Annotated in this window: 9 protein-coding genes; 4 read left to right on the forward strand and 5 right to left on the reverse strand. The window is 68.5% G+C overall.

Going from position 1 to position 13,473, the window contains the following annotated elements; all coding sequences use genetic code 11:
* The first annotated feature begins 125 nt into the window (after positions 1-125).
* Both purF and C7411_RS21800 read left to right on the forward strand, forming a co-directional pair.
* Complete coding sequence (gene purF, locus C7411_RS21795; protein WP_110386141.1) at positions 126-1,670, forward strand: amidophosphoribosyltransferase; 1,545 nt, start codon at positions 126-128, stop codon at positions 1,668-1,670.
* Positions 1,671-1,868: 198 nt separating this feature from the next.
* The gene (locus C7411_RS21800; RefSeq protein ID WP_110386142.1) at positions 1,869-2,744 is read left to right on the forward strand and encodes an MOSC domain-containing protein; all 876 of its coding nucleotides are present in this window, start codon (positions 1,869-1,871) and stop codon (positions 2,742-2,744) included.
* Positions 2,745-2,767: 23 nt separating this feature from the next.
* Here C7411_RS21800 and C7411_RS21805 read toward each other — a convergent pair whose 3' ends face one another.
* Both C7411_RS21805 and C7411_RS21810 read right to left on the reverse strand, forming a co-directional pair.
* Positions 2,768-3,571, reverse strand: a complete 804-nt coding sequence (locus tag C7411_RS21805) for an AraC family transcriptional regulator (protein WP_110386143.1) — start codon at positions 3,569-3,571, stop codon at positions 2,768-2,770.
* A gap of 54 nt (positions 3,572-3,625) precedes the next feature.
* Positions 3,626-3,967 carry an FKBP-type peptidyl-prolyl cis-trans isomerase gene (locus C7411_RS21810; protein WP_028202932.1) on the reverse strand — a complete coding sequence of 114 codons (342 nt, stop codon included), beginning with the start codon at positions 3,965-3,967 and terminating at the stop codon, positions 3,626-3,628.
* 155 nt (positions 3,968-4,122) lie between these two features.
* On the opposite strand from C7411_RS21810, the gene C7411_RS21815 reads away from it, so the two are divergent.
* The gene (locus tag C7411_RS21815) at positions 4,123-4,881 is read left to right on the forward strand and encodes a sensor histidine kinase (RefSeq protein ID WP_110386144.1); all 759 of its coding nucleotides are present in this window, start codon (positions 4,123-4,125) and stop codon (positions 4,879-4,881) included.
* Positions 4,882-4,991: 110 nt separating this feature from the next.
* Positions 4,992-6,407, forward strand: coding sequence for a hemolysin family protein (locus C7411_RS21820; RefSeq protein ID WP_110386145.1), 1,416 nt, complete (start codon positions 4,992-4,994; stop codon positions 6,405-6,407).
* Positions 6,408-6,416: 9 nt separating this feature from the next.
* Here the strand turns inward: C7411_RS21820 and treY are convergent, their stop codons facing one another.
* From treY to treZ, 3 genes are read right to left on the reverse strand one after another with little or no spacing between them, the layout of a single operon-like run.
* Positions 6,417-9,314: a malto-oligosyltrehalose synthase gene (treY, locus tag C7411_RS21825; RefSeq protein WP_110386146.1), complete on the reverse strand. Its 2,898-nt coding sequence runs from the start codon at positions 9,312-9,314 to the stop codon at positions 6,417-6,419.
* Complete coding sequence (gene malQ / locus C7411_RS21830; protein WP_110386147.1) at positions 9,311-11,554, reverse strand: 4-alpha-glucanotransferase; 2,244 nt, start codon at positions 11,552-11,554, stop codon at positions 9,311-9,313. The genes treY and malQ overlap by 4 nt, the downstream gene beginning before the upstream one ends.
* A complete protein-coding gene (treZ, locus tag C7411_RS21835; RefSeq protein WP_110386148.1) occupies positions 11,551-13,452 on the reverse strand; it encodes a malto-oligosyltrehalose trehalohydrolase in 1,902 nt (633 codons plus the stop codon). Before treZ ends, malQ begins: the two co-directional genes overlap by 4 nt.
* Positions 13,453-13,473 lie beyond the last annotated feature (21 nt).

Genomic DNA, 13,473 nt, shown 5'->3' on the forward strand with positions numbered 1-13,473 from the left:
TCAGAAACTGATCGGACGCGATGCGAGGCGCAGCTTCGCGGCAACACTGCCCATTTGCGGCGCTCGACCGGTGTTGGTGAAGCTGGGCGGCCCGCGACCGATTTCGCTTTTTTGAAGGACCTGCCATGTGCGGCATCGTAGGCGTAGTTTCCCGCTCTCCCGTCAACCAGCTCCTCTATGACGCGCTGCTGCTGCTGCAGCACCGCGGTCAGGACGCGGCCGGCATTGCCACCGCGAACGGCAGCACGTTCCACATGCACAAGGCCAACGGCATGGTGCGCGACGTGTTCCGCACGCGCAACATGCGCAGCCTCCCCGGCACCAGCGGCATCGGCCAGGTGCGCTACCCGACGGCCGGCTCGGCGTCGAGCGAAGAAGAAGCCCAGCCGTTCTACGTGAACGCGCCGTTCGGCATCGTGCTCTCCCACAACGGCAATCTCACGAACTGGCAACAGTTGAAGGAAGAGATGTTCCGCGTGGACCGCCGCCACGTGAACACCAACTCCGACACCGAAGTGCTGCTCAACGTGCTTGCGCACGAAGTGCAGCTCGCCACTTCGGGCCTCGAACTCGATCCGGCGACGCTCTTCAAGGCGGTTTCGGGTGTGCACCGCCGTCTGCGCGGCTCGTACGCCATCGTCTCGCTGATCGCCGGCTACGGTCTGCTCGCGTTCCGCGACCCGTTCGGCATTCGCCCGCTGTGCATCGGCAAGATGGAGACGCCCGAAGGCACCGAGTGGATGGTCGCATCGGAATCGGTGGCGCTCGAAGGCATCGGTTTCGAGTTCGTGCGCGACGTTCGCCCGGGTGAGGCGGTGTTCATCGACTTCGACGGCAATTTCCACTCGCAGCAATGCGCCACGGCGCCGACGCTCAACCCCTGCATCTTCGAACTCGTGTATCTCGCGCGTCCGGACTCGGTGCTCGACGGCGTGCCCGTGTATAACGCCCGTCTGCGCATGGGCGACTATCTCGCCGAGAAGATCAGGCGCGAGCTGCCCGACGTGAAGATCGACGTGGTCATGCCGATTCCCGATTCGTCGCGCCCCGCAGCCATGCAGGTCGCGAACAAGCTCGGCGTGGAGTATCGCGAAGGCTTCTTCAAGAACCGCTACGTGGGCCGTACCTTCATCATGCCGGGCCAGGCCATGCGCAAGAAGTCGGTGCGCCAGAAGCTCAACGCCATGGGCATCGAGTTCAAGGGCAAGAACGTCCTGATCATCGACGACTCGATCGTGCGCGGCACCACCTCGCAGGAAATCGTGCAGATGGCGCGCGACGCCGGCGCGACCAAGGTGATCTTCGCCTCGGCGGCGCCGCCCGTGAAATACCCGAACGTCTACGGCATCGACATGCCCACGCGCGGCGAGCTCGTCGCGCACGGCCGCACCGATGACGAAGTGGCGCGCATCATCGGCGCGGATCACCTCGTGTACCAGGACGTGGAATCGCTCAAGCAGGCCGTGCGCGACATCAATCCGGAGCTGAAGGAGTTCGAGGCTTCGTGCTTCGACGGCGACTACATTACCGGCGACATCACGAGCACCTACCTCGACAATATCGAGACGGCACGCCTCGCGCCCCAGGCGCAGTCGGACCGCGACGCCGCAAGCGACGCGATGGACGGCGGCTCCCGCTCGCAGTTGCATCTGCAGCTCTCGATGGAGTGATCCCTTCGGCGAACGCGAGCGTGATGCTCGCGTTTGCGCCGAGTCCGCAAGCCCGCTTTCTGCCTATGCAAAAGCGGGCTTTTTTGCGCCTGGGCGTGCAGGATCGAAGCCGGTAAGCTGTTTTAAGCAGCGGTTGTATCATCGTGTGCCGGGCGCCGCCCGGCCCATTTCCTTTTCTTTTTTTTCCGTGAGTTCGCCATGCCCATTGTTCGTGCGTTGTTCGTCTATCCCGTGAAGTCATGCGGCGCGATCGCGCTCGACGATGCGCAGCTCGGCCTGAAGGGCATCGAGTGGGACCGCCACTGGATGGTCGCCGACGAAAACGGTCGCTTCGTCACGCAGCGCCAGTACGCCGCCATGGCGCGCATCGTGCCCGCGTTCGTCGACGATGGCGTGCGCCTCACCATGGAGGGCATGAGCGAAGCGCTCCATCTGCCGTTCGCGCCGCGCGGCGGCGAGGCGCGCGTGCCGGCTTCGGTCTGGGACGACGATTTCGAGGCGCTCGACGAAGGCGATCACGCGGCGCAGTGGTTCACGCAGGCGATCGGCGTGCCGGTGCGCCTGCTGCGCTTCGCGCACGGCGTGACGCGTCTCGCGAGCAAGGAGTGGACGAACGGCGAAGACGCGCCCACGCAATTCGCCGACGGCTTTCCGCTTCTCGTGACCAGCGAGGCGTCGCTCGCGCAACTCAACGAGCGTCTCGCGGCGAAGGGCGCGCCGCCCGTGCCGATGGCGCGCTTTCGTCCGAACATCGTCGTCGGCGACGTGGGCGATGCGTTCGAGGAAGACTTCATCGACACGCTCGCCATCGAATCCGCTTCAGGCGGCGAAGAGATCGTGCTGCGCTTCGTGAAGCCCTGCGCGCGCTGCCCGATCACGACGATCGATCAGCTAACGGGCGAGCGCGACGCGCAATGGCCCACCGAACCGCTCGACACGCTTGCCGTGTTTCGCGCCGATCCGCGCGTGGACGGCGGCCTTACGTTCGGCCAGAACGCGATGGTGGTGACGGGAGCGGGCCAGCACGTGACAGTGGGTGCACGCGCCGCGTGGGAATACCGCTTCGACGATTGAGCGATTGAGCCGCGCCTGCGCGCTCAGTGCGAAGGCAGCGCGCGCCACTGGCCGGGCGCGAGCCCGAAGCGGCGCGTGAACGCATGCGTGAACGCGCTCTGGTCGCCGAAGCCCACTTCGAGCGCGATATCGGTGAGCGAGGCGCGCGGGTCGGCGAGCAGCGTGAGCGCCGTGTCGAGCCGCAGACGCTGCAGATAGCGATGCGGCGTCTCGCCGAACGCCTCGATAAAAAGCTGATGAAAGCGCCGCATGCCGAAGCCGCAGTGCGCGGCGAGATCGGCAATGCGCAGCGGCTGCGCGAGATGCGCGCGCAGCCAGCGGTCGATACGGGCGAAGTCCAATCCGGCAGCCGCGCCGAACTGCGCGCTGGCAGCCACGCCGGTTTGTGCGATGAATGCCGCGCACAGGCGCGCCGAGGCGTCCCAGTGAAAGCGGCGCGCGCGCAGCTCGTCGCCTTCGCGAGGCAGTGTGGCCGCGGCGGCGCGCTGTGCGATCTGGCTCACGAGCTGCGTGAGCGCGGGGTCGAGGCGCACGGCGCGCGCGGTGTCGAAAAGCCGTTCGGGCACCGCGAGCGTTGCCGCGGGCAGGTCGAGCACGAGCTGGCGGTTATCGCCGATGCCCATGTAGTCGTGCCGCGCGCCCGCCGGAATGAGCCAGGCGGAACCGCTGTCGATGCGCTCGCCCCGGCCGTTCACGGTCATCTCCATCTCGCCGTCGAGACCGAGCACGATCTGGTGAAAATCGTGCAGATCGGTTTCCTCGATCGCGCCGTAGCGGCGCAGTTCGACGCCGGGCGCGGTGACGGGAGCGTGGTGATGCGGATTCATGTTGACCGGTTGCGGTTGCAAATAAGGCGAGCGCCGTGAAGTATCAAGCGGGCGTCAGACGTCGAGCAGCTCGACTTCGAACACGAGCGTCGCGTTCGGCGGAATCACGCCGCCCGCGCCGCGCACGCCGTAGCCAAGTTGCGGCGGAATCGTCAGCTTGCGCACGCCGCCCACCTTCATGCCCTGCACGCCTTCGTCCCAGCCCTTGATGACCATGCCGCCGCCCAGCACGAAGGCGAACGGGTCGTTGCGGTCCTTGCTCGAATCGAACTTCTGGCCGTCCGTCAGCCAGCCGGTGTAGTGCACGCTGACGGTCTGGCCGGCCTTGGCTTCGGCGCCGGTGCCTTCAGTCAGGTCCTCGTACTTGAGGCCGGATTCGGTGGTCACGATAGACATGGAAAAACTCCTGATTCGGATAGGTTGGACCCGTCATTGTAGGCGCTTTGCCGGGCCGGGCGGGCAGCGGCTTGCCGGGCACGCCGGTTGCTCGCTACGCGCTGCCTATAATGGGGGACCGCTCGCCCGGCTAGTGGCGAAATACGAGGAATCCGATGGTGTCGACTTCGCAAAACCGCACCGAGCGCACGGCGCGCCTGTGCGCCGAGGCAGCGCTGTTCATGCGCGACCACGTGCTCTCGCGCGTTTCGCACGATCTGCGCAGCCCGCTCAATGCAATCCATAGCTGGGCCTACGTGCTCGAACGCAAGTTCGACAACGCGGACGCCTCCGCGCAACGTGCGGTGGGCGGCATTCGCACGGGCGTGGAACAGCAGGTTCGGCTGCTCGAAACGCTCGTCGATACCACGCGCGCCGAAACGCGCAAGCTGCGTATCGAGCGCGCGCCGTTCGCCATCGCGGCGCTGATCGGCGAGGCCGTGGACGACGCCCGCGCCGCGCTCGGCGATGCCCGCGGCGTGACGTTCGCCGTGCAGGACACGACCGGCGCGGCGGCGCTCGACGGCGACCGCGAACGCATTGCGCAGGCGCTGTGGCTGATGCTGGTGTTCGCGGCGGAAACAAGTGACCAGGGAGCCAGCGTGACGCTCGCGGCGAGCGCGAGCGTCACTGCCGCCCAGCTGGAAGTGCAATGGCACGCCACGCGCGCGGCGCTCACCGACGACGCGCTGGCGCACGTGCTGGAACCGTTCGCGCGCGCCCAGGCGAGCGAACAGCAGGAAGCGGGGCGCTACGCCTGGGTGCTGGCGCTGTGCCACCGTGTGGCCGAGGCGCATGGCGGACGCTTCGAGGCGCCGGCTCTCGTGGGCGAGGAGATGGTGCTTGTTCTCAATGTGCCGTTGAACGGCGCGTGAGCGGGTCGAGCCGGGGCGCCCATGAGCGGCGGGCCGGATTGAGTTCGCCTGAGCCTTTCATCCGCCTTGCACCCTTATACTGAGCGCTTCGTCCCTCGGAGCCATCTGTCTTGATCCAGCTTCTCGCCCTCATCGGGGCGTTCCTGCTCGTTGCCCTCAACGGTTTCTTTGTCGCGGCCGAGTTCGGCCTCGTCAAACTGCGCGCCACGCGCGTGCAGACCCTCGCGCAGCAGCACGGCTTGCGTGGCCACCTGCTCGCCAAGGTTCATGGCCAGCTCGATGCCTATCTTTCCGCATGCCAGCTCGGCATCACGCTCGCTTCGCTCGGCCTCGGCTGGATCGGCGAGCCGGCGTTCGCGCAGTTGCTCGCGCCGGTGTTCGAACTGCTAGGCGTGCAATCGGCGGAACTCGTGCATGCCATCTCGCTGGTGTTCGCGTTCACGGTCATTTCGTTTCTGCACATCGTGGTGGGCGAACTTGCGCCGAAGTCGCTCGCCATCCGCCAGGCCGAGAAGATCTCGCTGTGGACGGCCATGCCGCTCTACGGTTTCTACTGGACCATGTATCCCGCGATCTGGGTGCTCAATACGAGCGCGAACGCGGTGCTGCGCCTCGCGGGCCTTTCTTCGGAGCACGGCCACGACACGCACTATTCGACCGACGAACTCAAGCTGATCCTGCGCAGCCGCCGCGCCGCCGCCCAGGCCGAGGCGCAAGACGCGATGCACGAGCCGCGCGGCGCAAAAGGGGCAAAAGGGGCAAACGGCGCGGTGCCGCTGCTCCCCGCGCCGGCCGCGAACGCCTATAGCGCCGACGAATGGAACACGCTCGCCCATTCGCTCGACTTCTCGCGCCTCACGATATCCGACCTCATGCGGCCTACGCACGAGATGGTGGGGCTGCGCCGCGACCTGTCGCTGCGCGAGAACATGCAGATCGTGGCGCGCCACCGTTTCAGCCGCTACCCGCTGTTCGAAGACGCCGCGGGCGAGCGCGTGGCGGGGCTCATCCACCTGAAGGACCTGCTGCTCGCGCGCGAGGCGGGCAACGCCCTCAGCGATCTCGGCAAGTTCGTGCGCCCCGTGCAGTACGTGCGGCCCGACACGCCCGCGCTCGCGCTGTTCCGCCGCTTTCGCAAGGGCGCGCCGCATTTCGCGCTGGTGGGGCACAAGAACGCGCGCCCGGTCGGCTTTCTCACGCTCGACAATCTGCTGGGCGCGCTCGTCGGCCAGATTCACGACGAATTTCACCAGGCCGACACCGACTGGACCCGTATGGACGACGGCACGCTGATGGGCCGCGGCAGCCTGCCTGTGGTGTCGCTGGAGCAGGCGCTCGGCATCGACATCGACGAAGGGCGCGCGGAGTCGGTGGGCGGTCTCGTGATTCATGCGCTCAACGACCTGCCCACCGAAGGGCAGCGCGTGGAGTTCGACCGCTTCGACATCGTCGTGAAGAAAATGAAGGGGCCGCGCATCGTGCTCGTGCGCGTGTATCCCAAAGATCTCGAGGACGAAGGCGGTTGAGCACACCTCTTAGCTGCGCGCGAGCGTGGAGAGCACCGCTACGGGCATGGCGCCGAGGACCTCGCGCAGCGCGAGCGTGCCGCCTTCGCGCACCGTGTGCGTGGCGTCGCTGAGCCAGTCGTGCAGCGTGGCTTGCGCGCATCCTTTGGGCAATTCGACCGTGGTCTCTTCCCAGCGTTCGGGCGCGACGAGCGGCGTGTCGCCATCCAGCAAACCCGCCGCGAGGCGGGTGCCGATCACGACGGCCCACGCATTGCCGTGATGGCGCGCGAACGCGATCACATGGGAGGCCTGCGCGCCGCTCACCGTGAGCGGCAGATACTCGCCTTCGCGCAGCAGTTCGGGCGCGCGCGCTCGCAGCGCGAGCAGGCGGTGCACCGTGGCCAGTTTCACGTGTGCGTTGCGCCAGTCCTTCAGTTTCGCGGCGGGCGCCTGATCGTCGAGCGCGGCCGCGCGGGCGGCGTAATCGACCGGCCGCCGGTTATCCGGATCGACGAGGCTGAAATCCCATAGTTCGGTACCCTGATAAAGATCGGGCACGCCCGGCGAAGTGAGCCGCAGCACCGTTTGCAGCAGCGTATTGAGCGCGCCCGCAGGTGCCACACGCGCGACGAATTCGGCCAGCGCCTGCAAAAAGCCGTCTCGCCGCTGCGGCGCGAGGATATCGAAGAGAAATGCCTGGCATTCCGATTCATAGGTCTCGTCGGACGAGAGCCAGGTCGTGCGCAGCTTTGCTTCGCGCAACGCCTTGAGCAGCCACGTCGAGACGCGCTCCGCGAGCGCATGCACGCCCGCCTCGTCGCCCGGGTCGAGTTCGGGCGGCCAGCAGCCCACCAGCGTTTGATACAGCATCGCCTCGGCAGTGGGTCCCGGCGACCAGGCCGCGCCGGCCGTCCCGTCGTTGCGGCGATGCGTCTGGTTCAGCGTCGACCACGCGCGCAGCGTGGCGCTCCAGTCGGGCGCAATTTCGCTCAGTACGGCGAGCCGCGCGCGCACGTCCTCGCCGCGCTTGTGGTCGTGCGTGGCCGTGGCGAGCAGCCCATAAGGGCGGCGCTGGCGCAGCCGGTTCGACGCATGAAAGTCGTGGGGCGTGCGCGCGAAATCGTCGGGGTCCGCGCCCACTTCGTTACGCGAGAGCAGGCGTCCGTAGCGATAGAGCGCGGTGTCTTCCGTGGCCTTTGCCGCGAGCGGCGCGGTGAGCTGCGAGAACAGCGCGAGCGCCGTGCGCTGCGCAATGAGCGAATGGCTGAGCGGCGTATTCGCTGGGTTGCTGCCCGCACCCGCACCCGCACCCGCATTCGCGCCGGCCGGCGCGGCGCGTGGCGTCCTGGCGCCGCCGCTGTTGCTGCTGTTGCCGCCGGCGCTACCGGGATTGTTGGCGGCCGGGTCGGGAGCGCGGCCGCCCAGCCAGCCGTCGACCAGATCGAGCGCCGCGAGGCTCGCGCGCGGCAGCGCTTGTCGCGCGGCTTCGAGCGCCACGCCGAAATAGCGGTTGTCGAGCGCGCCGCGCAAGCCGTTCACCGGATAGATCCGATAAATCGGGAAGTACATGGCCAGATGCGCGGCCACGCGATGCACCGACGCATAGGTGGTGTCGCGCGTAGCCGGGAGTTCGCGCGCGATGCGGTGCAGCGCGCGCGTCACATGGTCGAGTTCCGCGGGCAGATAGGCGGCCAGCATCTCGCGGCGCGCGTCGAGCGCGTAGGCAGCGAACGGCCGGTCGTCGCCGGCAATGGCGGCCCACGCTTCGGCGAGCGGCGCGGCGCCCGCGGGATCGTGCAGCAAGGCGCCCACGTCGTTCATGAAGTCGTAGCCGGTCGTGCCTTGCACGGGCCAGTCGTCGCGCAGCGTTTCGCCTTGCGCGAGGATCTTCTCGACCACGATGAAGGGCGGCGTGGCGCGCAGCGCAGCGAGCCGCTGCCGCAGGCGTTCGCAGTACTCGCGCGGGTCCGCGAGCCCGTCGATATGGTCGATGCGCAGGCCGTCGATCACGCCGTCGGCATAGAGGCGAAACACGAGCTTGTGCACGGCCTCGAACACGTCGTGGCGTTCCACGCGCACGCCGGCGAGCGCGGTGATGTCGAAGAAGCGCCGCCAGTTGATCTCGTCGGTGGCGGTGCGCCACCACGCGAGCCGGAAGTGCTGGCGTTCCAGCAGGCGGTGCAGCCGCTCGCGCGGCACCGGGTCGCCGCTTGCATAGGATTCCAGAACGAAGTCGATGGGGTCCGTGCCGGCCCGCTCGACGAACGCGCGCAGCGCGTCGCGCCCGGCGGCGGCGCGCGCCTGATCGTCGGGCTGGGTCGTGAGGCCCTGGAACGGCCCGGCGAGCGTGTTGAGATCGGCGCGGTTCGCGGATTGCAGCAGCGCCGCGTAATCGGTCGGGCAGATCGGGCACACGTGCGGCCCGTACTGCACGTAAAAGCGCGCGGCGGCCGGGTCGAACTTCAGCTCGATGCGGCCTGCCGCGAGTTCTTCGCCGTACTGCGCGCCGAGAAACGGCATCAGCACCTTGCCGCGCAGGGCGGGGTCGGGCGAGTGCCAGTCCACGTCGAAGTGGCGCGCGTACGCGCTGTGACGTCCCCATTCGAGGATGTCCAGCCACCAGGCGTTGTGACCGCCGCCCACGCCCATGTGATTCGGCACGAAGTCGGCGATGATGCCCATGCCGCGCTCGTGCACCTTCGCGGCGAAGCGGCGCAGCGCGCCTTCGCCGCCCAGTTCCGCGCTCACCGTGCCATAGTCGACGGTGTCGTAGCCATGCATCGAGCCGGGCTGCGCGGTCGTGACGGGGGAAAGGTAGAGATGGCTCACGCCGAGCGCGGCGAAGTAGTCGAGCTGCGCGAGCGCGTCGGCAAACGTGAAGCCGTGGTGGAGCTGCAGGCGCAGCGTCGCGCGAGGGTGTGTCATGGCGTCTGCTTCTTTTCGGGCGCACCTGGCGCCGGGCTGGCGGTTGAGTGGGCGTCGCGCGCGCCGCTATCGGCGCCCGGGCCGGACTGCGCGCGCGCGACGGCTTCGCGTGCGTGGACGACGGCTTCGACGCGCGCGGCGACGGCGGGATCGGCGAACAGCGTCTCGACGGGCAGCGGCAGGCGGCGGCGCCAGTTCGGATGCTCGTCGATCGAGCCGGGCAGATTCGGCTGGTCCGACAACGCGAGCAGGTCTTCGAGCGGGCAGGTGACGAGCGGGCTGCGCGTTGCCGCGACATAGGCGAGCGCGGCGTTCACGGGCGGATCGCCGGCGGGCGGCGGATCGGTGTCGCGCGGCGCGAGCCCGCTGTGCTGCAGCGCATGCCAGAGCGCGACGCGATCTGTCGCGCGCCGCGCGTGGTCGAGCGCGACGGGGTCGCGCCCGTCGGCGCGCGGGAGCGTCTGGCCGATGCGGCTGCGCCAGTCGATGTCCGCGCCGCGCCACCAGCCCGCGACGGTCGGCAGATCATGCGTGGTGGTCGTCGCGACGCCATGCGGGTCCCAGCGCGCAGGCGCGAGAAAGCCCTTGCCGTCGTGCTCGAACCACAGCACGCGAATGCCATACAGGCCGTGCGCGGCGAGCCGCTCGCGCAGCCCCGGCGGCACGGTGCCGAGGTCTTCGCCAATCACGATTGCGCGATGCCGCCACGATTCGAGCGCAATGAGCCGGACGAGATCGTCGAACGGGTAGCGCAGATACGCGCCATGGCGCGCGCTTTCGCCTTCGGGCACGAGCCAGAGCCGGCGCAGCCCGAGAATGTGGTCGATGCGCACGCCGCCCGCGTGGGCAAAGGCGGCGCGCAGCATGTCGATGAACGCGCGAAAGCCGTTGTTGTGCATGGCGCGCGGCGAGAACGTCGTGAGCCCCCAGCTTTGCCCGGCCTGGTTGAAGATGTCGGGCGGCGCGCCGACCGAAACGCGCTGCAGCATGTCCTGCGGCAGCGACCACGCGTGCGAGCCGGCGCCGTCGCAGCCCACGGCGAGATCGGCGACGAGGCCGATCGCCATGCCGGCCTCGCGCGCGCTGCGCTGCGCGCCCGAGAGCCCTTGCGCCGCGAGCCATTGCAGGAAGCAGTGAAAGTCGACTTCGCGCCGGCGCTCCTGCGCAAACGTCGCCACGTCGGCGCTGCGCGGGTCGCGCAGCGGCTCGGGCCAGTCGCGCCAGTGGCGCGCGCCGCCGGGGCCCTGCAGCATGGCTTCCTGCAGCGCCTCGAAACGCGCGTGGTCCTCGAGCGCCTCGCCGCCCTGTGCGCAGAACGCGGCGAAGGCGGCGGCACGCGGCGAGCCGCTTGCGCGCTCTTCGGCGTCGAAGCGCTCGAACAGCGCGCGCAGCACCTTCAGCTTGAGCGGCAACGCACGCTGCCAGTCCACGAGCGGCGCGGCTTCGAGTTCGCGCCAGGCGTCGAGCGCATTCGCGGCCACGCTCGCGTCGTGCGCGGCCTTGGCGCCGAATTCCGCGGCGGGATCGATATGCGCGACGTTGACCCACAGGCGCGACGAGGGCGAATAAGGGCTGAAGTGGCCCGGCTCGGCGCTGAACATCGCATGGGTCGGGCTTACCGCGAGCGCCTGCGCGCCGCGCCGTGCGCTTTCGCTCGCCAGCGTGGCGAGCGCGGTGTAGTCGCCGATGCCGCCGTCGCCGTTGCGTCGGAGTCCATACAATTGCGCGGCGAGGCCCCATAGCGGCGGCACCGCGCCACTGTCGCCGTGACGTGCGCGCCAGGCGTCGGCGACGGTATGGCAGTGCGGCGGCGCGACCGCGATCGTCAAGCGATGGTCGTTGACGGTGAGCGTGTGGTAGCCCGGCTCCGCAAGCGGCGCGAGCAACGCGCTCTCGCCGCGCGGCGAGGTGAAGCGGCCCTCGATATGCTCGCCGCTTTCGAGGTCGATACGATAGTGGCTGCCCGCGCGTACGGCCGAAGGCGGCAGCTCGATCGCGTTGTCGTATTCGGCGGTGATGAGCGGCGGCAGTCGCCGCGTCGACTGTTCGGCGTTGAGCGCGGAGGCGCTCTGGCGGATTTGCGTGGCATTGGCGCAAGGCAGGCCCGCGCATTCCAGCAGGGCGGCGAGCGTGCTGTCGGGCACGCGCTGCACGGCGCCGTGCGCGTCGGTCCATTCGACCTCGAAGCCCGCGCGGGCGGCCAGGGTCGCGAGCGTTTCGCTGCGGCGCGCCGTGCTCATGCGTTGGGCTCCTCGCGGTGCACGACGCGCGCGTCGTGCTGGCTCGAATACTCGGGCACGTTGCCGGTGAGCCATGCAATGCACGCGCTCTCGGGCAGCACGCCATGGTCGGCATGGTCGCGCGCACGCGGCGGCGTTTCGAAGATCACCATGCCCTCGGGCCGCGGACTGAGCGGCACCCCGTCGCTGCCCAGGTTCAGCGCGATCGTGAGCGTCTCGCCATCGTCGAGGCGCCAGCGCGCGACGAGCGCGGCGAGGCCGTTCGCGGCGTCGTCGGCGAGCACGGTCGCGCCGAGCGCGCGCGCGTGGCGCAGGCGCGGCATGAGCAGATGCGCACGCACGCAGAGCGCCGATTGGTAGAAATGCATCCATTCGAGCCGTTCGCCGTCGAGCGGCGCGTCGGCCGGCGGCGACGAATTCACGAAGGTCTGCAGATCGTTCGGATCGGGAATGCGTGCGCGGCTCGCTTCGTCGTTGAACGCACTGAATGCCTTGAATTCGCGGCGGCGGCCTTCGCGTACCGCATCGGCGAGTTGACCGGTGAAGGCAGTGAAGAACTGGAACGGCTGCGTCGAGCCGTATTCCTCCTCCATGAAGAGCAGCGGAATTTGCGGCGAAAGCAGCAGCATCGCCGTGGCGGCGCGCAGGGCGTCGTCGTCGGCCAGCGTGCGCAGCCGGTCGCCCAGCGCGCGGTTGCCGATCTGGTCGTGGTTCTGCAGGAACATCACGAACGCGGTGGGCGGCAGATGCGCGCTCGGTTCGCCGCGCGGCTTGCCCGCATGCACGGGCGACGGGTCGCCCTGGTACACGAAGCCTTCGCCGAGCACGCGCGCGAGTTTGCCGATGGGGGAATCCTTGAACGCGCGATAGTAGCCTTCCGATTCGCCGGTCAGCAGCACGTGAAAGCAATGATGCGCGTCGTCGTTCCACTGCGCACTGAAGTGCGATTCGAGCAGCCTGGCTTCGTTGTGCTCGTTTTCGAGCACGAGGTGCACGTGCCGGCCGGGCTCGACACGCGCCTTCACGTGGTCGGCCAGCTCGCGCAGCCAGCCGGTGTTGCCGATCGCGTGCGCAGCGTCGATGCGCAGCCCGTCGAAGCGATATTCCGTGAGCCAGTAGAGCGCGTTGTCGCAGTAGAAGTCGCGCACTTCGAAGCGGTCGAAGTCGAGTGCTTCGCCCCACGGCGTCTTCACGTCCTGGCGGAAGAACGGCTTGGCGTAGAGGCCAAGCCAGTTCCCGTCGGGGCCGAAGTGGTTGTACACGACGTCGATGAACATCTGCAGCCCCAGCCCATGTGCCGTATCGACGAGCGTTTTCAGTTCGTCAGGACTGCCATAGGCCGCGTGCGGCGCGTAAGGCAGCACGACGTCGTAGCCCCAGCCGCGCTCTCCCGGATAGTCGTTGAGCGGCATGAGTTCGACGGCCGTCACGCCAAGCGCCGCGAGCGCGGGCAGACGTTTCATTACACCCTGGTATCCGCCCAGCGCGCCCACGTGCAGCTCGTAGATCACCGACTCTTCCCAGGGGCGCCCTTGCCAGTGCGTATGCTGCCAGGCGTACGCGCGCGGGTCGAGCACTTCGCTCGGCCCGTGCACGCCCTGAGGCTGGAAGCGCGATGCGGGGTCGGGTACACGTTGCTGGCCGTCGATGCAGTAGCGGTACAGCGTGCCCGGCCCGCACGGCGCCTGTGCCTCGAACCAGCCGTTGCCGCTCGGCGTCATGTCGAGCGGCGGCGCGTCTCTCACGTTCTCGAACACGACCTGCGCCGATTGACACGACGGCGCCCAGAAGCGAAAGCGCGTATGCGGCTGTGCGTGCGCCGCGCCGATCAGTTGCGCGCCGAACGGCAGGCAATGCATGTACCGGCGGGTGTGCGGATCGTGCGAAAGCGGGGACATGGTGGATTCCTGTTTGCTTCC

Origin of the sequence: Paraburkholderia silvatlantica (assembly GCF_003096715.1) — a bacterium.
Classification (GTDB): Bacteria; Pseudomonadota; Gammaproteobacteria; order Burkholderiales; family Burkholderiaceae; genus Paraburkholderia; species Paraburkholderia silvatlantica.